A 21063-nucleotide genomic window follows, 5' to 3' on the forward strand; every position below is an offset into this window, starting at 1 on the left:
AGTGTCTCAGCGGGTGTTCCATTCGTGCACGGTCAGCTCGGAGGCCTGCATCGTCACCAGCGGATCGGTGGCGACGATGGCCTGCGCCTGCGCCAGGCTGTCCACGTTGCACAGCACATAGGCGCCACCACTGCCGTCGGCGAAACCACCAGTCAGCTGCAGCTTGCCCTGCGCCTGCAACGCATCGAGGAAATCGCGGTGCGGCTGCACCGCTGCATCGTTGAAGTCCGGCCGGCGCATCGCCATCACCAGGTAGACAGTGCCCGCCATCAGGACAGCGCCTGCCAGCGCGCGCGCAGTTCGTCCAGGCGCAGGTCGGCGGCCGAACCCGGCGACACGCGCGCGGCGAGGCTGCCTTCCGGGGTACGCCCCTGCCCTGCACTGTCGGCACCGGCCGCAGCGGCCTTGTAAGCCTCACGGAACGGCACGCCGGCCACGGCCGCTTCCACCGCCACGTCGGTGGCATACATGCCCGAATCGATGGCCGAACGCAGCTTGTCGTCACGCCATTCCAGGTTGGCCAGCAGCGCCGGCAGCAGCTCCAGCGCGGCCAGGCCACGGCCGAAGCCGTGGAAGATGGCACCCTTGGACGACTGCAGGTCGCGGTGGTAGCCCGACGGCAGCGACAGCAGCTGCTCGATCTCGGTGCGCGCTGCGGCGACGCTGGCGTGGGTCGCACGCATCAGCTCGATCACGTCCGGGTTGCGCTTGTTGGGCATGATCGAACTGCCGGTGGTGTACTGCGCCGGCAGCGCGACGAAGCCGAACTCGGCGCTGGTGAACAGCGACAGGTCCCAGGCGATGCGGCGCAGGTCCAGCGTGGCACCACCGAGCGCTTCCAGCGCGGCCAGCTCGAACTTGCCGCGCGACAGCTGTGCGTAGATCGGCGAGATCTGCATGCGCGCGAAACCGAGCGCGGCCGTGGTGTGTTCGCGGTCCAGCGGCAGGTTCACGCCGTAGCCGGCAGCCGTGCCGAGCGGATTGGCATCGACCAGCGCATGGGTGTCACGCGCGCGGATGGCATTGTCGATGAAGGCCTCGGCCCAGCCCGCCCACCACATGCCGGCCGAGGACACTACGGCGCGCTGGATGTGGGTGTAGCCGGGAATCGGCAGGTCCTTCTCGGCCTGTGCGCGGTCCAGCGCGACCTTGGCCACTTCGGCGCTGAGCTGTGCCACGCGCTGCAGCTTCTCCTTCAGCCACAGGCGGGTGGCGACCAGGATCTGGTCGTTGCGGCTGCGGCCGGTGTGGATCTTGCGGCCGGCATCGCCGAGGCGTTCGGTCAGGCGCGCTTCGATCGCCGAGTGGCCATCCTCATACTGGGTATCGAGCACGAAGCGGCCTTCGCGGAAGTCCTGCGCCAGCACCTCCAGTTCGCGCAGCAGGCCGTCCAGCTCGTCGGCACTGAGGATGCCGATGTGCTGCAGGCCTTGTGCATGTGCGGCGCTGGCGGCGATGTCATGCAGGAAGAACTCGCGGTCGAGGATCACGTCGTCGCCGGCGAGGAAGGTCTGGATCTGGGCGTCGACAGCGACGCCGGGCTTCTGCCAAAGAAGGTCTGCCATGGGGGCTCCGGAAGGCGTGTTCAGTGCGGGATGGACATCAGTTCATCGATGCCCAGCGCGAGGTTGAGGTTCTGCATGGCCTGGGTGGCCGCGCCCTTGAGCAGGTTGTCCAGGGTCGCCACCACGACGACCCGCTTGCCGCCCGGCGCGAGCGTGAAGCCACCGACCTGGGCACCGTGTCGGCCGGCGATGCGACTGACCCACGGCGCGTCATCCACCACGTCGATCAGGGGTTCGCCGGCATAGGCCTGCTGGAAGCGCTCGACGATCTGTTCGCGGGTCTGCACCCGGTTCAGCCACAGATTGGCGGTGAGCGTGATGCCACGGAAATGCGGCGCGACGTGCGGCATGAACTCGACCGCCACGCCCAGCTGCACGGACACTTCGCGCTCGTGCACGTGGTTGGTCAGCGCATACGGCATCAGGTTGTCGGCCAGCAGTTCAACGTTGTTCTTGTCCGACGGCGTGGTACCGGCACCGGAGTAGCCGGAGACACCGAAGCACTGCGGCGGACCGGCCAGCAGGTCCAGCAGCGGATGCACCGCCAGCTGCATTGCCGTGGCATAGCAGCCCGGGTTGCTGATGTGCTTCTGGCCGTTGTAGCGGCCGCGGGTCAGCTCCGGCAGGCCGTAGTACCAGCCGTTGTCGAAGCGATAGTCGGCCGAGAGATCGACGATGACGGTGTCCGGCTTCGCCGCTTCCAGCGCAGCCACGAACGGTGCGGCCAGGCCATTGGGCAGGGCCAGGATCACTGCGTCCACACCCTTGGCCGCCACCGCGTCGGCGTCCAGGTTCTCGTACTGCAGATCGCCCTGGAATTCCGGGTGATGGTCGGACAGGCGCTGCCCGGCGCGCTCGCGCGAGGAGACGAAAGCCAGTTCCAGCCGCGGATGGGCGGCCACCAGCTTGATCAGCTCGGCACCGGTATGGCCGCGGGCACCGACGATGCCAAGGGTAAAGGTCGAATCGTTCATGCGTGGCTGTCCAGGCGGTACTGCAGGTGGCGCTTCACGCCCTGCCATTCCGCATCGATGATGGAGAAGATGACGGTGTCGCGCGGCGTGCCGTCGGCATGCCGCTTGTGATTGCGCAGCACGCCGTCCTGCTTGGCGCCGAGGCGGGCGATGGCAGTGCGCGAGGTGGCGTTGAACCAGCTGGTTTCCAGCACCACGCTGATGCAGCCCAGCGTTTCGAAGGCGTGCTGCAGCAGCAACAGCTTGGCTTCGGTGTTGGCGCCGGTACGCTGCACGCGCGGCGCATACCAGGTGTAGCCGAGGCTGAGTTTCGGCACACCGGCATCCATGTCATAGAAACGGGTACTGCCGACGATTCCGCCAGCCGCATCACGGATCACGAACGGCAGCACCTTGCCTTCGCTCTGCGCCTGCAGCGCGGCCCGCACATAGGTCTCGGCCTGTTCCGGCGACGGCACCTGGGTGTACCAGAGCTGGTCCAGGCCGCTGCCTTCAAGCGCATCGCGCAGGCCGGGCACGTGTTCCATCTGCAGCGGCTGCAGGGTTACGTGCTGGCCGCGCAGGGTAGGAACCGTGTTCCAGGCATCGAGGTTGCTCATTGCTCAGCCCTGCAGGCTCGGGGTGCGCTGCGCGCAATGATCGACATAGGTCTTGATCCGGTCGATGCCATCGGCACCGAACCAGAATACCTTCCAGTGGTCCTGCTTGTAGCAGCCGTCGGATTCGGCGTAGTAGAAGTGATTGATCGGGTTGCCATGGCGCGAGCGCCAGAACAGCTGCGGCGTCTCTTCCAGCATCACGTTCCAGACCGCACGGCCCAGGCCCTCGCCCTGCGCGTCGTCGAGCACGGCGAACTTGTCCAGGTACACGCCCTCTGCCTCGTCGGTGAGGATGACCGCGGTGCGGTAGTTCTCGCTGACGTAGGCGCGCAACAGCTTGGTCTTCTCGAAATAGTCCGGCACCAGCGCGCGGCCGAAGCTGGATTCGATCAGGCCCTTCAGGCGCGGCAGGTCCAGTTCGTTCCAGGCGGTGGCGCGCAGCACCTTTTCACCCTTGCGCACCAGCGTGCCCGAACCCTTGTGGGTGAACAGTTCCTTGGCCAGGTCGGCCGGGCGCGTGATCGACACCGACGATTCCAGCGGCAGGCGGTCGAGCAGATCCTTGATCTGTTCGATCTTCACCTTCATGCCGCCGTGGATCCACGGCTGCGCGATCAGGTGGTCGTACTCGGTGGACAGGTTGATCGAATCGATCACGTTGCCCGCCTCGTCCAGCAGGCCGCCCGTGCCGGTCAGGAAGATGATCTTGTACGGCTGCAGTTCCTGTACCAGCTCGTTGGCGGCGAAGTCGGCGTTGACGTTGAGGATCTGGCCGCCGGCGGTCTCGCCCAGGCTGGTAATGACCGGGATCGAGCCGGCGCGCAGGCTGGCCTCGATCGGTGCCAGGTTGACCTTCTTCACTTCGCCGACCAGGCCGTAGGTATCCACATCCAGGTACTCGGCTTCGAACACGCCGCCGGTGATCGAGGTGGCGCGCGCGCCGTTCTGCTGCAGCGCCTCGACCAGCCGCAGGTTGGACTGCTGGAACACCCGGCGCACGATCGCCAGCGCTTCCGGCGAGGTCACGCGCAGGCCGTTCACGGTCTGCTTCTCGATGCCGGCGGCCGACAGTTCGGCATCCAGCTGCGGGCCGGCGCCGTGCAGCACGATCGGGGTCAGCCCGACTTCCTGCAGGAACGACAGCGAAGAGGTCAGCGCGTCGAGGTCGTCGCGCAGCACCGCGCCGCCGACCTTGACCACGGCGAAGCGCTTGGCATCCAGCTGCGAGAAGCGCTTGAGGTACTGGCTGATCTCCTTCGCGCTGGCCATGCTGGAAAGCAGGCGCACGATGGTCTGGCGGGTCTGGCGATGGGGCTGGAGGGCAGGAGACATTTCGGTTTCGTCGGAAAGGGAAGAATCAGGCGCCGGCGGCGATGATGCGGTGCACGGCTTCGGTGTAGCGCTGCAACTGCTCCAGCGTCACGAACTCATCGGCGGTGTGGGCCTGGGCGATGTCACCCGGGCCGAACACCAGCGTGGTGTAACCACCGGCCGAGAACAGCGAGGCCTCGGTCCAGAAGTCCACCGCGTTGCCGATCGGCAGTTCCAGCGCATCGGCCACGTCACGTGCCAGCAGGCGGCGGTTCTCGGCTTCGGCGATGTCGCCGGCCGGCAGGCTGGGGCCACGGAAGGTTTCGGTGAATACCGCCGCTTCCGGCTCGGCGAAACCGGCGAAGGTGGCCAGCAACGCGTCGATGTTCATCGACGGCAGCGGACGGAAGCCGAAGCGCACTTCGGCAGCGGGCGCGATCATGTTGGCCTTGATCCCGCCTTCGACGCGGCCGATGTTGAAGCGCAGGCCCGTCAGCCCACCGAAGCGCGCCGATGCCAGCGATTCCACATGGTCCAGCGCGCGGTTGCCCCAGCGCATCGCCTGGTGCAGCGCGCTGGCAGCCGCATCCTGCTTGCCCGAGGCGTGCCCTGCACGACCGGTGAACTGCATCAGCACCGAGCTGATGCCGCGATGCGCCAGCACCGCTTCGCTCATGGTCGGCTCGGCCACCAGCACCGCTTCGTACGGCAGGCCACGGGCCAGGAACGCGGCGATGCAGCGCGGATCGTTGGCTTCTTCATCGCTGGAGAACAGGAACGCGGCATCACCATCGCTGGCATTGGCCGCAGCCACCAGTGCAGCGGCCGCGCCCTTGATGTCACACACGCCCAGGCCGACCACGCGGTCGTCCAGGCGCCGCATCACATGCGGGTCGGCACTCCAGTGCGGCGAGTCCGGCACCGTATCCAGGTGCACGTTGAACAGGTACTTCGGCGTACCACGCACGGCGTATAGGCTGACCGCGCCCGCGCCATGGTCGATCACCTCGACGTTGAAGCCGGGCAGGTTCGCGCGCAGGTAATCGAAGATGCCACCGGTGGTGATCGCACGCGGCGGGTTGCGGGTGTCGAAAGACACCAGGGCCTGCAGGTGATCGAGCGTCTGTTCAAGCATGTGTCTGAATATCCGTAGGGTTCGAAATCGGTAGTGCCGGCCGCTGGCCGGCTCCGCAATGATCCAGCCGTGCCACGAGCCGGCCAGCGGCCGGCACTACCCTCCATCGACGTTGCGAGGCGCCGGCCAGCGGCCGGCACCCCGTCACAGGTCAACCACGATTGACCTGCGCATAGACAGTGGAGCTCATCCCGAACAGCTTGATGAAGCCTTCGGCCTCTTCCACGCCCCAGTCGGCCGACTGCGCGTAGGTGGCGCCCTTGGTGTTGAGCAGGTGCGGCGACTTCACCGCCACTGCATCGACGCGGCCACCGCGGGTTTCCAGCACCACTTCGCCGTTGACCTTGGCCTGCGAGGACTTCAGGAAGGCTTCGATGTCGGTCTTCAGCGGGTCGTGGTAGAAGCCTTCGTACACCAGCTCCACCCACTTGCGCGCCACGTCCGGCTTGAAGCGGTTCTGCTGCTTGGTCAGCACCGCATCTTCCAGCGCGCGGTGTGCGGCCAGCAGCGAGACCAGGCCCGGGGCCTCGAACACGATGCGGCCCTTCAGGCCGATCACGGTGTCGCCGGTGTACACGCCGCGACCGACGCCGTACGGGGCGAACAGCTTGTTGAGCTGGGCCAGGATCTGGTCGCCCGGCAGCGCCTTGCCGTTCAGTTCAACGGCTTCGCCTTCAACGAACTTCAGGGTGACGGTCAGCGCCTGCTCCGGCCACTCGCTGCGCGGTGCGCACCAGCCACGAGCGCCCTCGCCCGGGGCTTCCCAACGGTCGATCTCGCCGCCGGACATGGTCAGGCCCAGCAGGTTCTCGTTGATGGTGTAGGCCTGCTGCTTGGCGCGCACGCCGAAGCCGCGCTCTTCCAGGTACTTCTGCTCGTAGGCGCGGGTCTGGGTGTGTTCCTTCTGGATCTCGCGGATCGGCGCGATGATCTGGTAGTCACCCAGCGCCTTCACGGCCAGGTCGAAGCGGACCTGGTCGTTGCCCATGCCGGTGCAGCCGTGGGCGATGATGTTGGTGCCCAGTTCGGCGGCACGCTTCAGCGCGGCATCGACGATCAGGTAGCGGTCCGAGACCAGCAGCGGGTACTGGCCCTGGTAGCCTTCGCCGGCCCACACGAACGGCTTGACGAAGCCTTCCCAGATGGCCGGGCCACCGTTGACGGTGACGTGGCTGGTCACGCCCAGTTCGGCGGCGCGCTTTTCGATGAAATCGCGCTCTTCATCATCCACGCCGCCGGTGTCGGCGAACACGGTGTGCACGTTGTAGCCGCGCTCCTGCAGGTACGGCACGCAGAAGCTGGTATCCAGGCCGCCGGAGAAGGCGAGAACGACGTCTTTGTTGCTCATGGGAGTCAGGTCCACTTGGGGGATGGGAATTCGGTAGAGCCGACCGTTGGTCGGCTGGAATGTTGGATGCGCCGCTGCGGGAGCAGCCGACCAACGGTCGGCGCTACCCCTTGTTCGATCTAGCGCCCGGCAACCGCCGCCATGATCGCCTTCTGTACGTGCAGGCGGTTCTCGGCTTCGTTGATGGCGATGCACTGCGGCGAATCCATCACCGCGTCGGTGGCCTTCACGTTCCGGCGCAGCGGCAGGCAGTGGCTGAACACACCGTTGTTGGTCAGTGCCATCTTCCGCTCGTCCACGATGAAGTGCTTGAACTGGTCGCGGATCGGCTTCTCCGGCTCCCAGTTGCCGAAGAACGGCAGCGCGCCCCAGCTCTTGGCGTAGACCACGTCGGCGCCGGCGTAGGCGCTGTCGATGTCATGGCTGATCTTCAGCGAACCGCCGCTCTCGGCCACGTTCTGCTCGGCCCAGCCCATGTAGCGATCGTCGAGGATGTAGTCGGCGGTCGGGCACAGCAGGGTCACGTCCATGCCCATGCGGGTGGCGATGGTCAGTGCCGAGTTGGCCACGGCGGTGTTCAGCGGCTTGGGGTGGTAGGTCCAGGTCAGCACGTACTTCTTGCCACGCAGGTCCTGGGTGCCGAAGTGCTCCTGCAGGGCCATGACGTGGGCCAGTTCCTGGCACGGGTGGGTGATGGTCTCCATGTTGATGACCGGCACCGGCGAATACTTGGCGAAGCTGTTGAGGACGATGTCCTGGCGGTCGTAGGCCCAGTCGATGAACTTGGGGAACGCACGCACGGCGATGATGTCGCAGTAACGGCCCAGCACCTTGGCCACTTCCGCAATGTGTTCTTCGGTATCGCCGTCCATCACCGTGCCGAGGTTGAACTCGATCGGCCACGCATCCTTGCCCGGCTGCAGCACCACCGCGTGGGCGCCGAGCTGGAACGCGCCCAGTTCGAAGCTGGTGCGGGTGCGCATGGAGGGGTTGAAGAACACCAGCGCGATCGACTTGCCCTTGAGCTGGTCGCCGAGCTTGTTGCGCTTGAACAGCGCGGCCTGGGTCAGCAGCGCGTCAAGATCACTGCGGCTCCAGTCCTGGGTGTTCAGGAAGTGCTTGGGGGACATCATCTTTCCTTGCGTGGCGGCGCCGGGTTCGACGCGGTGGAAGGGAAAAGCAGGAAGCAAAGGTGGATCGAAAAGGTTGCAGTTGCAGCTTTCAGCACATGCATTTTTGAAGCGCGGAAACGAAAAAACCCAGCCGGCGGGCTGGGTTTTTTTCGGACGAACAGCAGAAAGCTCCGGTTACCCAGCGAGGATGTGGGGTTCCGGTCGACGCGCACGCGAGGTCATGCCCGACGCCTGTCGGGCTGCGCTGCTGTCGTGCTGGAAGTCGGTGAGCTTCATGGCCGCCAATCTTTGCATGCGGCCGGGGCCGACGCAAGGGGCCGGGGTCGCAGAATCAGGGATTACCGGCGGCGCCCTGCTCGGGGCCGACCCAGGGGGTGATCGAAACCCGGATCTTCAGCCGGTTGCCGGGGTCTTCCGGCAGGCGCGACCGGTACTTGGTGCCCTTGTAGACGTAATCCACGTCATAGGCGATCGGCCGGCGGAATTCACGCCCGACCGGCACGATGCGGCAGTCGCGGGTCAGCATCGGGCCGTTGTTGGCCGGTGCCGGGGCAGGCGTCTCGGCGGCGGTCTCCTCGGAGACCTCTTCATCGCTGCGCTTGAACATCGAGCGCACCGAGTCCCAGAAGCGGCTGATCCGGCCCTTGTCCTCGACCGGCTCTTCACCGGTGACGTTGACCGGGGCCAGGGTGCGGGTCGAGATCGGCTCGCAATGCTCCTCGGTGCGGGTCGCGCGCAGGGTCTGGAACACCGGCTCGACGTTCAGCACCTGCGCATAGTCGAACTTCACGTTCTCGACGATCACCACCCGGTTGCGCGGCTCGGCCTCCTGCGCCTGGGCCACGGCGGCCGTCGCCGACAGGCAGGCCAGGGTCAGCAACGCGGTGGATTTCAATGGCGACGGGAGCAAGGACACGGCAATAGTGTAGGCAGTGACGAGCGCAAGGGGCTGAACATTACCCGTCCACGCCGCTCCTGCCCACCCCACCTTGGGTGGAGCCGGCGTCCACCGGTGGCAATCGGCGCCCCAAAGCGGGCCGACACGTTCTAAAATCACAGGCTTGTCCCCCAGCCACAGCCCCATGACCCTGCGCCTGCACAACAACCTGACTCGCCAGCTCGAACCGTTCACCCCGCTCGATCCGGCCTGTCCGACCCTGTATGTGTGCGGCCCCACGGTCTACAACTACGTGCACATCGGCAACGCCCGTGGCCCGGTGGTGTTCGGGGTGCTGGCCGATCTGCTGCGGCGGCGTTTCGGTGGCCTGCGCTACGCGCGCAACATCACCGACGTGGACGACAAGATCAACACCGCTGCACGCGAGCAGGGGGTGCCGATCAGCACCATCACCGACAGGTTCGCCGCCGCCTACCGTGAAGACATGGCCGCGCTGGGCGTGGTGCCGCCGGACATCGAGCCGGAAGTGACTGCGCACATGCCGCAGATCATCACCATGATCGAGCAGCTGATCGCCAATGGTCATGCCTATGCCGCCGAAGGCCACGTGCTGTTCGCGGTGGCCAGCTTCGACGGCTACGGCAAGCTCTCGCGACGCGATCCGGAAGAGATGCTGGCCGGCGCCCGCGTCGATGTCGCCCCCTACAAGCGTGATCCGGGCGATTTCGTGCTGTGGAAGCCGTCCAGCGACGACCTGCCCGGCTGGGAATCGCCATGGGGCCGCGGCCGCCCGGGCTGGCACATCGAATGCTCGGCGATGGCGGCCGCCCATCTGGGCGAGACCATCGACATCCATGCCGGCGGTGTCGACCTGCAGTTCCCGCACCACGAGAACGAGATCGCGCAGAGCGAATGCGCGCATGGCGGCAGGATCTTTGCCCGCTACTGGCTGCACAACGGCATGCTCAACTTCGGCGGCGCCAAGATGAGCAAGTCGCTGGGCAACATCGAGCGCGTACACGACCTGGTGCGCCAGCATCCGCCGGAAGCGCTGCGCCTGGCCCTGCTGTCGGCCCATTACCGGCAGCCGCTGGACTGGTCCGATGGCCTGATCGAGCAGTCGGTGCGCACCCTGGACCGCCTGTACGGCACGCTGCGCGAGCTGGCGTCGATCGAAGCCAGCGCGGTGATCCCGGCCAGCGTCGAGGCGACCCTGGATGACGACCTGAACACCCCGCAGGCGCTGGCCGAAGTGGCCCGCATCGCCGCCGATGCACGCCGCGCCACCGACCCGGCCGAACAGGCACGGCTGAAGGGCGAGCTGCTCGGCGCCGGCCTGGCGCTGGGCCTGCTGCAGGCCGATCCGGCGCAGTGGTTCGGTACCGCTGCGGGCGACGGCGGCGACGATGCCCGCATCCAGGGCCTGATCGACGAGCGTGCTGCGGCCAAGAAAGCGCGTGATTTCGCCCGTTCCGATGCCATCCGCGACCAGCTGGCCGCCGAAGGCATCGTGCTGGAAGACACCCCGCAGGGCGTGCGCTGGTCGCGCAAGCGCGGCTGACCTGCCCTGCCCCGTGGCCGGCCCGCCGGCCACGCCCCCACTGTAGAGACTGTTGTGACCGACTCCCCGTTCCCGCTTGAACCTACCGCCGCCGAGGCCCAGACCGCCATCGCCGAGGAATTCGGCTTCTTCGGCGACTGGTCCGAGCGCTACCAGTACCTGATCGACCTCGGCCGCAAGCTGCCCGCCTTCCCGGACGAATGGAAGACCGAAGAGCACCGCCTGCTCGGCTGCCAGTCGATGGTCTGGATCGTGCCGGAAGGCAACGCGCAGTCGCTGCGCTTCCATGCCATCAGTGATTCGGCCATCGTTTCCGGCCTGATCTTCCTGGCCCTGCGCGTGTACTCCGGGCGCTCGGCACAGGAAATCCTGGACACCGAGCCCAGCTACATCCAGGACATCGGCCTGGCCCGTCACCTCTCCCCCACCCGCAGCAACGGCGTGGCGGCGATGCTGGCCTTCATCCGCGAGACCGCGCAGGCCCAGCTGCAGCGCGACCCGTCGTGAGCGAGCCTGCCACAGCCGAAGACACCGCGCTGGGCCTGCTGTCCCGGCCCGGTTTCGCCAAGCTGCTGGCCTACCGCATCTTCGCGATGCTGTCCTACCAGGTGGTGGCGGTCACCGTCGGCTGGCACATCTACGAAGTCACCCGCAATCCGTTCTCGCTGGGCCTGGTCGGCCTAGCCGAGGTGCTGCCGTTCTTCTGCGTGGCACCGTTCGCCGGCTATCTGGTCGACCACCTGCCGCGCCGCCGGCTGGGCATGGTCGCCTGTTCCGGGCTGATCGCCACGGCGCTGGTGCTGACCGGCGTTGCGACGGGTTGGCTGCCGTTCGAGGGCGTGTGGCCCATCTATGCGGCCATCGCCCTGACCGGCATGGTCCGCGCCTTCCTGTCGCCAATCTACAACGCACTGTTCGCCCGCGTGCTGGCCCGCGACCAGTTCGCGCGTGGCGCCGGACTGGGTGCCGTGGTGTTCCAGGCCGGCATGGTGGCCGGCCCGGCGCTGGGCGGAGTGCTGGTCGGCTTCGGCGGCAAGGGCCTGTCCTACGCGGTGGCTACGGCCTTTGCCCTGGTGGCGATGGCCTGCCTGGCCACGCTGAAAGTGGAGGAGCCGGTGCACACCGGTCCGGCCGCGCCGATCTTCAAGAGCATCGCCGAAGGCGCGCGATTCGTGGTCGGCAACCGGATCATGGTCGGCGCGATGGCGCTGGACATGTTCTCGGTGCTGCTGGGCGGCGTGGTGGCGATGCTGCCGGCCTTCCTGCACGAAATCCTGCACCACGGTCCGGAGGGCCTCGGCATCCTGCGCGCGATGCCGGCGCTCGGTTCGGTGTGCGTGGGCCTGTGGCTGGCCCGCCACCCGCTGCACCGCAATGCCGGCCGCGTGTTGCTGTTCGCGGTGGCGGGGTTCGGCCTGTGCGTGATCGGCTTCGGCCTGTCGCAGCACTTCTGGCTGTCGGCGCTGATCCTGCTGTTCTATGGGGCCTTCGATGGCGTTTCGGTGGTGATCCGCTCGACCATCCTGCAGTTGGCCACGCCGGAAGAAATGCGCGGACGGGTGTCGTCGATCAACGGCATCTTCATCAGTTCGTCCAACGAGCTGGGCGCGTTCTATGCCGGCACGATGGCCCGTCTGCTGGGGCTGGTGCCTGCAGTGGTGCTGGGTGGGTTTGCGGTGCTGAGCGTGGCCGGGATCACCGCGTGGAAGAACCCGACGCTGCGGAAGTTGAATCTTCGCGACCTGCAGTGAGCCTGCGAACAGCGGATTCGGCGGCGCCGGGCGTTTGGCTGGCCACGTCACTTTCCCTCGATGAATGGGTTTGTCACTTTCTTTGCGCGCGCAAAGAAAGTAACCAAAGAAACGCGCCGCCATCCGCGAGCCGGTGCTGCGCACCGGTGCCCTGCGCTCCTCGGTGAATCAGGGGACGGCGCCGAACTCGCTGCGCTCAAACAGCGGCGCCTCTTCGCCCCGATTCCCCTGCGGTGCTCGGCTCGCTACAAGGCGGACCCAAGTCAACGGCCACAACTGCCCGTGCCAGCCACGGTCGCTTACCGACGATCCCCCAACAAAAAACCCGGCCGAAGCCGGGTTTTCTGCATGACCATACAACGAGCGGGAATCAGTCGCCCTGCTGCTTCTGCAGGTGCTCCCAACGCTCCTGGGCGTCGATGGTGCGTTCGGCGGTGAGGCGCGCTTCCAGGCGCTCCAGGCCGATTTCCTCGCCGGTGTCGACGCAGTAACCGTAGTCGCCCGCTTCCAGGCGCTTCAGGGTGCTGTCGATCTTGCCGATCAGCTTGCGATAGCGGTCGCGGGTACGCAGTTCCAGCGAGTTCTCGGTCTCGCGGGTCGCACGCTCGGCTTCGTCGCCGATGTCACGCACTTCCTCGCGCAGGTTCTCGATGGTCTGCTTGGACTCTTCCACCAGGTCCGCGCGCCAGTTCTGCAGGCGCTGGCGGAAGTACTCCTGCTGCAGCGGGCTCATGTATTCCTCTTCCGAGGACGGCTTGTAGCCAGCCGGCAGGATCGGGCGGCCGGTGGCCTCGTCGGTCTTGTACTCGACCACCTTGTACTTGCTGCGCGGGGCCGGTGCCGCCGAGCGGGCGGCGACGGCCACGGCAACCTTGCCGACAGGGCGCGACACGGTCTTCGGGGCGGAATCGGATTTCACGGCGGTTTTGGCAGGCGATTTCGAAACGGGCACGGGATTCTTGGATTGCGGGGCCTTCGAGGCGGCAGGAGCGGCGGCCGGGGCCGGCTTGGAGGCCGGTTGGGCTGCTGCCACTGCCACGGTCTTGGCCGGGACAGGCTTGGCCGGAGCCGGCTTGGCAGCAGGCTTCGGTGCGGACTTCACTACTGGGGCCGGGGTCGGCTTTACGGCCGGCGCGGCAACATTCTTGGCAACCTTCTTTACAGCGGCAGGCGTGGCGACCGGCTTGGCCGCAGCGACCTTCTTTGCTGCGGGCTTGACGACCGGCTTGGCTGCAGCCTTCTTCACCACCGCCTTCGGCGCCGGCTTGGTTGCTGCCTTCTTCGCCACTGGCTTGGCGGCAGCCTTCTTCACCGGGGCAGCCTTGCTGGCGGCCTTCTTCACCACCGGCGCCTTCTTGCTGGCAGCGGCAGGCTTGGCCTTGGCGGGCGCAGCAGCCTTCTTCGCCACCGGCTTAGTTGCCTTGACCGGCGTCTTCTTTGCGGTGGCCTTCCTGGCCGCCGGTTGCGAGGACGCTGCCTTGGTCGCCGGCTTGCTGGCCGGTTTCCTGGCAACGGGCTTTGCCGCCAACTTCTTCACAACAGGCTTGGCGGTTTTCTTGGCGGCCGTTGCGGCCTTCTTTGCAGTTTTTTTAGCAGCCACGAAACGCTCTTCCTTGGATTCCCCGGGGCCCGGGAAAGCGGGCCTTTATAGCCTACCCGACCCGCAGCAGCAACCTCGGCACCCTGCTCCATTCAGTCCTGGAGTCAAGGCGCCCTTGGAGGCAGTCCGACGAACACGGACCGCCTTGCGCGGTACGGAACCTGGCCAGCACCCGCAGGTGCTGGTACCGGTCGCAGGCCATCGGCGACATGCGACCAACGGCCCATCCTGCACAAATGCGGCCTTCATGCCAACTGGCATAAGATGACTGGGTGATCTCGCGCCTGCTCATTGCCCTGCTGCGCTTCTACAAGCGCTTCATCAGCCCCTTGCTTGGGCCACGCTGCCGTTTCGTGCCGAGCTGTTCTGAATACGCGATGGAAGCCATCTCGCGGCACGGCCCGCTGCGCGGCAGCTGGCTGGCTGCACGACGGCTCGGTCGCTGCCACCCGTTCCATCCCGGCGGCTTCGACCCCGTGCCCGAGTCTCCCAACGCCCCCTCTTGCCGTTGCACAGGAAAACACTGACATGTCCTCCACCCTCATCACCAACGCCCGGATGGTCAACGAAGGCCGCACCTTCGACGGCGACCTGCGCATCGAGAACGGCCGCATCGCGCAGATCGGCAGCGGGCTGGCGCCGCGGGACGGCGAGCGGGTGGTGGATGCGGCCGGACGCTGGCTGCTGCCCGGCATGATCGATGACCAGGTGCACTTCCGCGAACCGGGCCTGACCCACAAGGGCGACATCGCCAGCGAATCGGCCGCGGCCGTGGCCGGTGGCCTGACCAGCTTCATGGACATGCCCAACACCAACCCGCCGACGCTGGATTCGACCATCCTGGAAGCCAAGTACGAGCTCGCGCGCGGCCGCGCCTGGGCCAACTATGGCTTCTACCACGGCGCCAGCAATGACAACCTCGACGCGATCCGTGCTCTGGATCCAAAAAAGGCCCCGGGCGTGAAGGTGTTCATGGGTGCTTCGACCGGCAACATGCTGGTGGACAACCCGGAAACGCTGGATGCGATCTTCCGCGAATGCCCGACCCCGATCATCACGCACTGCGAAGACACGCCGATGATCGATGCCAACCTGAAGGCCTTCCAGGAAAAGTACGGCGATGCGCTGACCCCTGACATGCATCCGGACATCCGTTCGCGCGAGGCCTGCATCAAGTCGACCCGGCTGGCGATGTCGCTGGCGCGCAAGCACGGCACCCGCCTGCATGTGCTGCACATCTCCACCGCCGACGAGCTGGCGCTGTTCGAGAAGGGCCCGCTGATCCGCGCCGACGGCAGCCGCAAGCAGATCACCGCCGAGACCTGCGTGCACTTCCTGCACTTCGCGCGCCCGGACTATGCGACCAAGGGCAACCTGATCAAGTGCAACCCGGCCATCAAGGAAGTGTCCGACCGCGAGGCGATCACCGCTGCGCTGGCCGACGACGTGCTGGACGTGCTGGCCACCGACCACGCGCCGCACACCTGGGAAGAGAAGCAGAAGCCGTACGCGCAGGCACCGTCGGGCCTGCCGCTGGTGCAGTACGCGCTGGTGGCCGCGCTGGAGCGCGTGCACGAAGGCAAGCTGACCCGCGAGCAGGTGGTGCAGAAATTCGCCCACGCGCCGGCACAGTTGTTCGACGTGGAAGAGCGCGGCTTCCTGCGCGAAGGCTACTTCGCCGACCTGGTGCTTGTGGAAGACGTGCCGTTCACCGTCAAGCGCGAGGACGTGCTGTCCAAGTGCGGCTGGTCGCCGTTCGAAGGCACGACCTTCCGTTCGCGCGTGGCCTCCACCTGGGTGAACGGCCAGCTGGTGTGGGACGGCAGCAAACTGGTGGGCGAGCCCGCCGGCCAGCGCATGACCTACGACCGCTGATGCGCGCGGCACTATTTACCGGGGCGCTGCTGCTGGCGGCGCCCCTGCTCAGCGTACCGTCGGCTCACGCGCAGGATGGCATCGGCAGCCTGATCGACAGCCGCGTGGTGTTCCCGGCCAGTGCGTCGCAGGGCGCACTGGTGATCGGCAAGGTTCCCGCCGGCAGCCGCGTGCAGTACGCCGGTCGCCAGCTGCGGGTGAGCGGCTACGGCAGCGTGGTGTTCGGCATCGGCCGCGACGAGAAGGGACCATTGCGCGTGCAGGTGCAGCGCCCCGATGGTGGCAGCGAGACCGCGACCATTGCGGTGACGCCGCGCGACTGGCCCACCGAGCGGGTCAACGGCGTGCCGCCGAAGACGGTCAATCCGCCGCCGGCGATTGCCGAGCGGATCAAGCGCGAACAGGCGCAGGTGACCGCCGCGCGTGCTCGCGATGACGACCGCACCGACTTCACCCAGACCTTCATCTGGCCGGTGCAGGGCCGCATCAGCGGTCGCTTCGGCAATGCGCGCGTGTACAACGGGCAGCCCGGTGCCGGTCATTCCGGCATGGACGTCGCGGTACCGACCGGCACCCCGGTGAAGGCACCGGCCGCCGGCATCGTCACCTTCGCCGGGCCGGACCTGTACCTGACCGGCGGTACGCTGCTGCTCGACCACGGTTTCGGGGTCAGCTCCAACTTCCTGCACCTGTCGCGCATCGACGTAAAAGTTGGCGACCGTGTGGAACAAGGCCAGGTGATCGCCGCGGTCGGCGCCACCGGCCGTGCCACCGGCCCGCACCTGCACTGGGGCATGAACTGGTTCGATACCCGTATCGATCCGCTACTGGTACTGGAACGCAAGTAACGCGCGCAATGCGCTTTGGTGGGTGCCAACCTTGGTCGGCACAACCTCACAGAGCGTGCGGACCAAGGTCCGCACCCACCAGAAGCAGTCAACAGCGCGGATCGATCAACCGCGCGCGGCCCACCACACGCGCAACAAGGTGCGCACCGGGGTCGCTTCAATCGGCTTGCCTGCGGCCTGCGCGGCAACGCGGGCGCGCGCCAGGCTGGACCACACACGGCGCGGGCGCGGGCCGGGCACGCGCGTGCCCCAGCCCTTCAACAGATGCTGCGCCCAGCGCTGTGCAGCCGTGCTGGCATCACCGTCCAGCAGGCTGCGCGGCACACCGGCCACGCCGGCATCCTGCAGGCGCTGGGCCAGGGTCTGCAGCTGCACCGCGCGACCGGCACCGGTGCGCGGCTTGTCCGCGAACAAGGCCGCCTCGACCGCGGCCACGGCTTCAGCGTAGTTGGCCAGCGCACGCTCGGCACTGGCGGCGTCCAGCGCGACGGTGCGTGCTTCAACCAGGTCCGGCAGCGCCTCGGCCAACTGCGCCCACGGCGCACGCACCGGCTCCAGCAGGCGGCCCAGTGGATGACGCGAACGATGCCCGGCCCAGCTGCGCAGCTCCTCGCCCCACCATGCCAGCTTGGCATCGGCCGGCAGCGGATCGCCGCCGGTATTGAGCATGTCGTCGAACTCCTGCAGCAGCGCGAACCACGCCACGGCAAGCTCGCGTTGCGATTCGGCCACGAACGGGGCGGCCACCGACCATTCCGGCCAACGGCTGCGCCACTTGTCGAGGAAACTGTCCAGCGCGGTACTGCTCACTACGTGATTCCTTACGGCTGGGCCGGGGCTGCCGGCCGGGTCGGCCAGAGACTGGCCAGTTGCAGAAGTTCGGCGTTCTCGACCAGCACGTCGGCCTGCCAGGCCAGCGGGTCGTCGCTGTGCAGGCGGTAGCCCCACAGCGCCGCCACCGACGGCATGGCGGCAGCGCGTGCGGCGATGATGTCGCGCTCGTCGTCACCCACGTACACGCAGTCTTCGGCGGCAATGCCAATGGCCTGCGCTGCGTGCAGCAGCGGCAGCGGGTGCGGCTTGCGTTCGGCCAGGCTGTCACCGCCGACCAGCACCGCGCAGCGCTGCTGCCAGCCATGCTGCGGCAGGATCAGGCGCGCCAGGTACTCGGGTTTGTTGGTGACGATGCCCCACACCGTACCGGCCTCATCCAGCGCGGCGAGCACGCCGGCCACGCCGTCGAACAGCACTGCGTGCTGGCCGATCAACGCTTCATAGCGCTGCAGGAATTCCGGGATCAGCGCGTCACGTGCGGCGACGTCCAGTTCCGGGAACGCGGCCGAGACCATCGCCCGCGAGCCTTTCGACACCACCGGGCGCAGTGCGGCCGGATCGATGGGGGCACGACCACGTTCGGCCAGCATCGCGTTGCAGGTGGCGACGAAGTCCGGCGCGCTGTCCAGCAACGTGCCATCCAGGTCGAACAGCACCGCGCGCGGGAAGCGGGCGGAGGTCATGCCGGCTTGACCGCGTAGGCCAGGTAGTTGATGTCGGTGCGGCTGCTCAGGCGGGCGTGGTTGCGCCACGGCTCGTAGGCCATGCCGCTGACGTCCACCAGCTGCATGTCGGCCTCGCGCAGCCAGCGCGCCAGCTCGGCCGGCTTGATGAACTCCTGGTAGTGGTGCGTGCCCTTGGGCAGCAGCCGCGCCACGTACTCGGCACCGACAATCGCCACTGCGAAGGCGGTAGCAGTGCGGTTGATGGTCGACAGGAACAGATGGCCGCCGGGCTTCAGCAGGCGCTTGCAGGCCTCGATGATCGCGCCCGGGTCCGGCACGTGCTCCAGCATTTCCATGCAGGTCACCACATCGAAGCTGCCCGGCTGCTCGGCGGCCAGGTCCTCGGCGGCCTGCACCCGGTAATCGACCTTGGCGCCGCTTTCCAGCGCATGCAGGCGCGCGACCTTGACCAACTCCGGGGCCAGGTCGATGGCGGTGACGTCGGCGCCGGCCTGGGCCAGCGCTTCGCTCAACAGGCCGCCACCGCAACCGATGTCGAGCACACGTGCGCCGCGCAGCGGCACGCGGTCGGCCACGTATTTCAGGCGCACCGGGTTCAGCGCATGCAGCGGCTTCTGCGGGCCGTCAGCGTCCCACCAGCGGTTGGCCAGCGCGGCGAACTTGTCCAGCTCGGCCTGATCGAAATTGGAGGAAGCGTGGGGGGCAGTCATGAGGGAGTCCTTGCGGCGCCGGGGTTCAGGCGCGGATATGACGGATGCGCTCGCGCCACTGGCGCGCGTTGGCGATGATGCCCGGCAGGTCCATGCCGACCAGCTCGCGCTGCACCAGCTTCGGCTTGCCGGCGATCCAGACGTCGCTGACCTGCTGGCGGCCGGTGGCGTACACCAGCTGCGACAGCACGTTGTGCAGCGGCTGGGTTTCCAGTGCGGACAGGTCGACGCAGACCAGGTCGGCCTGCTTGCCGACTTCGATCGAACCGATGCGCTCGCCGAAGCCCAGCGCGCGGGCACCGCCCAGGGTGGACGCGCGCAGCGTGGTCGCCGCGTCCAGCGCGGTGGCGTCATCGGCCACGGCCTTGGCCAGAATCGCCGCGGTGCGGTTCTCGCTGAACATGTCCAGGTCGTTGTTGCTGGCGCAGCCGTCGGTGCCGATCGCCAGGTTCACGCCGGCGCGCTGCAGGGCGCAGGCCGGGCAGAAACCGGAGGCGAGCTTCAGGTTCGATTCCGGGCAATGCACCACGCTGACGCCACGCTCGGCGCACAGGTGGATTTCCGCATCGGTCAGCTGGGTCATGTGCACCGCGATCAGGCGGTCGTTGACCAGGCCGAGGCGATCCAGCCGCGCCAGCGGGCGCTGGCCGTGCAGCTTGATCGAATCGTTGATCTCCTGCGCGGTCTCGTGGGTGTGCAGGTGCACCTGCATGTCGAGCTGGTCGGACAGCATCCGCACCCGCTCGAAGTTGGCATCGTTGACCGTATACGGCGCATGCGGCGCGAACGCGGTGCCGATCAGTGGATCGGTGCGCCACTGGTCATGCAGTTCACCGGCCTTGGCGAAGTACTCGTCGTCGGTCTTGGCCCAGGCGGTGGGGAAATCGATGATGACCGCGCCGACCAGCGCGCGGAAACCATGCTTCTTGTAGACGGCGGCCTGCACATCGCCGAAGAAGTAGTTCTCGTTGGCGCAGGTGGTGCCGCCGCGCAGCATCTCGGCGATGGCCAGGGTGGTGCCGTCGGCGACGAATTCGGGGCCGATCACCGCCGCTTCCACCGGCCAGATGTGCTGCTGCAGCCAGGTCATCAGCGGCAGGTCGTCGGCGACGCCGCGCAGCAGGGTCATCGGGTTGTGCGTGTGCGCATTGACCAGGCCCGGCATCAGCGCCGCCTCGGGGCGGCTGACCACCTGGGTGGCGCGGAACCGTGCGCGCGCCTCGGCACGCGACAGGATGGCCACGATCTCGCTGCCACGCACGGCAACGGCATGGTCTTCCAGCACCACCGCATGCGGCTCGATCGGAACGACGTAACCGGCTTCGATGAGCAGGTCGCAGGCTTCGGGGAGGTGCGGGCTATCGCTCATGCGGGCTCACTGGCTGGGGGGCGGCGAGATACTTCTGGGGGACACGCCCCTGAGTCAGGGGCTGCCGCGAAGCGGCGGGGTCTGGAGACCCGTGAAGCGGGGCCCATGATCTGCCGAAGCAGATCATGGGAGCGCCAGCGCGAACGCGATGGCGCGTATCCGGCCAGCGGCCGGCACTATCGTAATCCGGCTGCGCCGGATTACTTGACGCGTGCGGAGTATTCGCCCGAACGGGTGTCGACGCGGATCACTTCGTCCTGGTTCACGAACAGCGGCACGCGGACCACGGCGCCGGTTTCCAGCGTGGCCGGCTTGCCGCCGCCGCCCGAGGTGTCGCCACGGACGCCCGGATCGGTTTCGGTGATCTTCAGCTCGACGAAGTTCGGCGGCTGCACGAAGATCGGCTCACCGTTCCACAGGGTGACCACGCAGGACTCCTCGCCCTTCAGCCACTTCTCGGCGCCGCCCATGCCGGCCTTGGTGGCCTGGACCTGCTCGAAGGATTCCGGGTCCATGAAGTGCCAGTACTCGCCGTCGCTGTACATGAAGTTCATGTCGGTATCGACGACGTCGGCTGCATCCAGCGAGTCGGTCGACTTCATGGTCACTTCCTGGGTACGGCCGTCCTTGATCAGGCGGTACTTCACGCGGGTGAAGGCCTGGCCCTTGCCCGGCTTGACGTATTCGGTGTCGATGATGACGGCCGGTTGGTTGTTGACCAGGATCTTCATCCCGTTCTTGACGTCGTTCATGCCGTAGCTGGCCATGCGTAAACTCCTGAGTGGCAAAAACGCCGCGGGTGCGGCGAGCCGTTAGAATGGAAAGCCCACCGGATGCCGGTGGGCGACTGTTTTTCTGCCCCCATG

Annotated in this window: 21 protein-coding genes; 6 read left to right on the top strand and 15 right to left on the bottom strand. The window is 67.1% G+C overall.

Features of this window, described 5'->3' with window-relative positions; all coding sequences use genetic code 11:
• Positions 1-6: 6 nt before the first annotated feature.
• From AC5P6S_RS05825 to AC5P6S_RS05865, 9 genes are all read right to left on the bottom strand, one after another.
• Positions 7-270, bottom strand: a complete 264-nt coding sequence (locus tag AC5P6S_RS05825) for a YciI family protein (protein WP_005414003.1) — start codon at positions 268-270, stop codon at positions 7-9.
• Complete coding sequence (argH, locus tag AC5P6S_RS05830) at positions 270-1565, bottom strand: argininosuccinate lyase (RefSeq protein WP_049460530.1); 1296 nt, start codon at positions 1563-1565, stop codon at positions 270-272. Before argH ends, AC5P6S_RS05825 begins: the two co-directional genes overlap by 1 nt.
• A 20-nt stretch (positions 1566-1585) precedes the next feature.
• Positions 1586-2539: an N-acetyl-gamma-glutamyl-phosphate reductase gene (gene argC / locus AC5P6S_RS05835; protein WP_495204516.1), complete on the bottom strand. Its 954-nt coding sequence runs from the start codon at positions 2537-2539 to the stop codon at positions 1586-1588.
• Complete coding sequence (locus tag AC5P6S_RS05840) at positions 2536-3138, bottom strand: GNAT family N-acetyltransferase (protein ID WP_049418141.1); 603 nt, start codon at positions 3136-3138, stop codon at positions 2536-2538. The genes argC and AC5P6S_RS05840 overlap by 4 nt, the downstream gene beginning before the upstream one ends.
• Before the next feature lie 3 nt (positions 3139-3141).
• Positions 3142-4470 carry an acetylglutamate kinase gene (locus AC5P6S_RS05845; RefSeq protein ID WP_005410366.1) on the bottom strand — a complete coding sequence of 443 codons (1329 nt, stop codon included), beginning with the start codon at positions 4468-4470 and terminating at the stop codon, positions 3142-3144.
• A gap of 25 nt (positions 4471-4495) precedes the next feature.
• Positions 4496-5584, bottom strand: coding sequence for an acetylornithine deacetylase (locus tag AC5P6S_RS05850; RefSeq protein ID WP_242874903.1), 1089 nt, complete (start codon positions 5582-5584; stop codon positions 4496-4498).
• Positions 5585-5735: 151 nt separating this feature from the next.
• On the bottom strand, positions 5736-6932 hold the full coding sequence (locus tag AC5P6S_RS05855) for an argininosuccinate synthase (RefSeq protein ID WP_005410368.1): 1197 nt from the start codon (positions 6930-6932) through the stop codon (positions 5736-5738).
• A gap of 119 nt (positions 6933-7051) precedes the next feature.
• A complete protein-coding gene (locus AC5P6S_RS05860) occupies positions 7052-8062 on the bottom strand; it encodes an N-acetylornithine carbamoyltransferase (RefSeq protein ID WP_005410369.1) in 1011 nt (336 codons plus the stop codon).
• A gap of 334 nt (positions 8063-8396) precedes the next feature.
• On the bottom strand, positions 8397-8960 hold the full coding sequence (locus AC5P6S_RS05865; RefSeq protein ID WP_024958440.1) for a glycine zipper 2TM domain-containing protein: 564 nt from the start codon (positions 8958-8960) through the stop codon (positions 8397-8399).
• Between the two features lie 187 nt (positions 8961-9147).
• Between AC5P6S_RS05865 and cysS the strand changes: the two genes are divergently transcribed.
• The 3 genes from cysS to AC5P6S_RS05880 are packed head-to-tail and all read left to right on the top strand — an operon-like array spanning position 9148 to position 12275.
• Positions 9148-10524 (top strand): cysteine--tRNA ligase, encoded by a 1377-nt coding sequence (cysS, locus tag AC5P6S_RS05870; RefSeq protein ID WP_005414013.1) that lies wholly within the window; start codon positions 9148-9150, stop codon positions 10522-10524.
• Between the two features lie 54 nt (positions 10525-10578).
• Positions 10579-11031 (top strand): SufE family protein, encoded by a 453-nt coding sequence (locus AC5P6S_RS05875; RefSeq protein WP_005410372.1) that lies wholly within the window; start codon positions 10579-10581, stop codon positions 11029-11031.
• A complete protein-coding gene (locus AC5P6S_RS05880) occupies positions 11028-12275 on the top strand; it encodes an MFS transporter (protein WP_005414014.1) in 1248 nt (415 codons plus the stop codon). Before AC5P6S_RS05875 ends, AC5P6S_RS05880 begins: the two co-directional genes overlap by 4 nt.
• Positions 12276-12645: 370 nt before the next feature.
• On the opposite strand, the gene dksA is transcribed toward AC5P6S_RS05880, so the two are convergent.
• Complete coding sequence (dksA, locus tag AC5P6S_RS05885; protein ID WP_049397345.1) at positions 12646-13875, bottom strand: RNA polymerase-binding protein DksA; 1230 nt, start codon at positions 13873-13875, stop codon at positions 12646-12648.
• Positions 13876-14147: 272 nt separating this feature from the next.
• Here dksA and yidD point away from each other — a divergent pair, with 272 nt between their 5' ends.
• Genes yidD through AC5P6S_RS05900 form a run of 3 tightly spaced genes read left to right on the top strand, consistent with a single transcriptional unit; the run spans position 14148 to position 16598 of the window.
• Positions 14148-14402: a membrane protein insertion efficiency factor YidD gene (yidD, locus tag AC5P6S_RS05890; protein WP_005414016.1), complete on the top strand. Its 255-nt coding sequence runs from the start codon at positions 14148-14150 to the stop codon at positions 14400-14402.
• A 1-nt stretch (position 14403) separates the two neighbouring features.
• On the top strand, positions 14404-15750 hold the full coding sequence (locus AC5P6S_RS05895) for a dihydroorotase (RefSeq protein WP_495204517.1): 1347 nt from the start codon (positions 14404-14406) through the stop codon (positions 15748-15750).
• A complete protein-coding gene (locus AC5P6S_RS05900) occupies positions 15750-16598 on the top strand; it encodes a M23 family metallopeptidase (protein WP_242874901.1) in 849 nt (282 codons plus the stop codon). The genes AC5P6S_RS05895 and AC5P6S_RS05900 overlap by 1 nt, the downstream gene beginning before the upstream one ends.
• A gap of 105 nt (positions 16599-16703) precedes the next feature.
• On the opposite strand, the gene AC5P6S_RS05905 is transcribed toward AC5P6S_RS05900, so the two are convergent.
• The 5 genes from AC5P6S_RS05905 to efp all read right to left on the bottom strand — a co-directional run bounded on the left by AC5P6S_RS05905 (position 16704) and on the right by efp (position 20964).
• Entirely contained in the window at positions 16704-17408 is a 705-nt protein-coding gene (locus AC5P6S_RS05905; protein ID WP_012480837.1) for a squalene/phytoene synthase family protein, read from the bottom strand.
• A gap of 11 nt (positions 17409-17419) precedes the next feature.
• Positions 17420-18115: a phosphoglycolate phosphatase gene (locus tag AC5P6S_RS05910; RefSeq protein ID WP_099527765.1), complete on the bottom strand. Its 696-nt coding sequence runs from the start codon at positions 18113-18115 to the stop codon at positions 17420-17422.
• Complete coding sequence (gene ubiG, locus AC5P6S_RS05915; RefSeq protein ID WP_012480839.1) at positions 18112-18828, bottom strand: bifunctional 2-polyprenyl-6-hydroxyphenol methylase/3-demethylubiquinol 3-O-methyltransferase UbiG; 717 nt, start codon at positions 18826-18828, stop codon at positions 18112-18114. Before ubiG ends, AC5P6S_RS05910 begins: the two co-directional genes overlap by 4 nt.
• A 25-nt stretch (positions 18829-18853) precedes the next feature.
• Entirely contained in the window at positions 18854-20197 is a 1344-nt protein-coding gene (locus tag AC5P6S_RS05920; protein WP_062607452.1) for a TRZ/ATZ family hydrolase, read from the bottom strand.
• 200 nt (positions 20198-20397) lie between these two features.
• A complete protein-coding gene (efp, locus tag AC5P6S_RS05925; RefSeq protein ID WP_005410381.1) occupies positions 20398-20964 on the bottom strand; it encodes an elongation factor P in 567 nt (188 codons plus the stop codon).
• Positions 20965-21063: the final 99 nt, after the last annotated feature.

The organism is Stenotrophomonas sp. YJH_SMC_119 (assembly GCF_059368315.1).

Bases quoted from the DNA above. Each gene is read 5' to 3' on its own strand.
- AC5P6S_RS05895 (WP_495204517.1), top strand. From the start codon at position 14,404: ATGTCCTCCACCCTCATCACCAACGCCCGGATGGTCAACGAAGGCCGC.
- cysS (WP_005414013.1), top strand. From the start codon at position 9,148: ATGACCCTGCGCCTGCACAACAACCTGACTCGCCAGCTCGAACCGTTC.
- AC5P6S_RS05860 (WP_005410369.1), bottom strand. From the start codon at position 8,062: ATGTCCCCCAAGCACTTCCTGAACACCCAGGACTGGAGCCGCAGTGAT.
- argH (WP_049460530.1), bottom strand. From the start codon at position 1,565: ATGGCAGACCTTCTTTGGCAGAAGCCCGGCGTCGCTGTCGACGCCCAG.
- AC5P6S_RS05825 (WP_005414003.1), bottom strand. From the start codon at position 270: ATGGCGGGCACTGTCTACCTGGTGATGGCGATGCGCCGGCCGGACTTC.
- argC (WP_495204516.1), bottom strand. From the start codon at position 2,539: ATGAACGATTCGACCTTTACCCTTGGCATCGTCGGTGCCCGCGGCCAT.
- AC5P6S_RS05850 (WP_242874903.1), bottom strand. From the start codon at position 5,584: ATGCTTGAACAGACGCTCGATCACCTGCAGGCCCTGGTGTCTTTCGAC.
- AC5P6S_RS05910 (WP_099527765.1), bottom strand. From the start codon at position 18,115: ATGACCTCCGCCCGCTTCCCGCGCGCGGTGCTGTTCGACCTGGATGGC.
- efp (WP_005410381.1), bottom strand. From the start codon at position 20,964: ATGGCCAGCTACGGCATGAACGACGTCAAGAACGGGATGAAGATCCTG.
- AC5P6S_RS05840 (WP_049418141.1), bottom strand. From the start codon at position 3,138: ATGAGCAACCTCGATGCCTGGAACACGGTTCCTACCCTGCGCGGCCAG.
- AC5P6S_RS05900 (WP_242874901.1), top strand. From the start codon at position 15,750: ATGCGCGCGGCACTATTTACCGGGGCGCTGCTGCTGGCGGCGCCCCTG.
- AC5P6S_RS05920 (WP_062607452.1), bottom strand. From the start codon at position 20,197: ATGAGCGATAGCCCGCACCTCCCCGAAGCCTGCGACCTGCTCATCGAA.
- AC5P6S_RS05855 (WP_005410368.1), bottom strand. From the start codon at position 6,932: ATGAGCAACAAAGACGTCGTTCTCGCCTTCTCCGGCGGCCTGGATACC.
- ubiG (WP_012480839.1), bottom strand. From the start codon at position 18,828: ATGACTGCCCCCCACGCTTCCTCCAATTTCGATCAGGCCGAGCTGGAC.
- AC5P6S_RS05845 (WP_005410366.1), bottom strand. From the start codon at position 4,470: ATGTCTCCTGCCCTCCAGCCCCATCGCCAGACCCGCCAGACCATCGTG.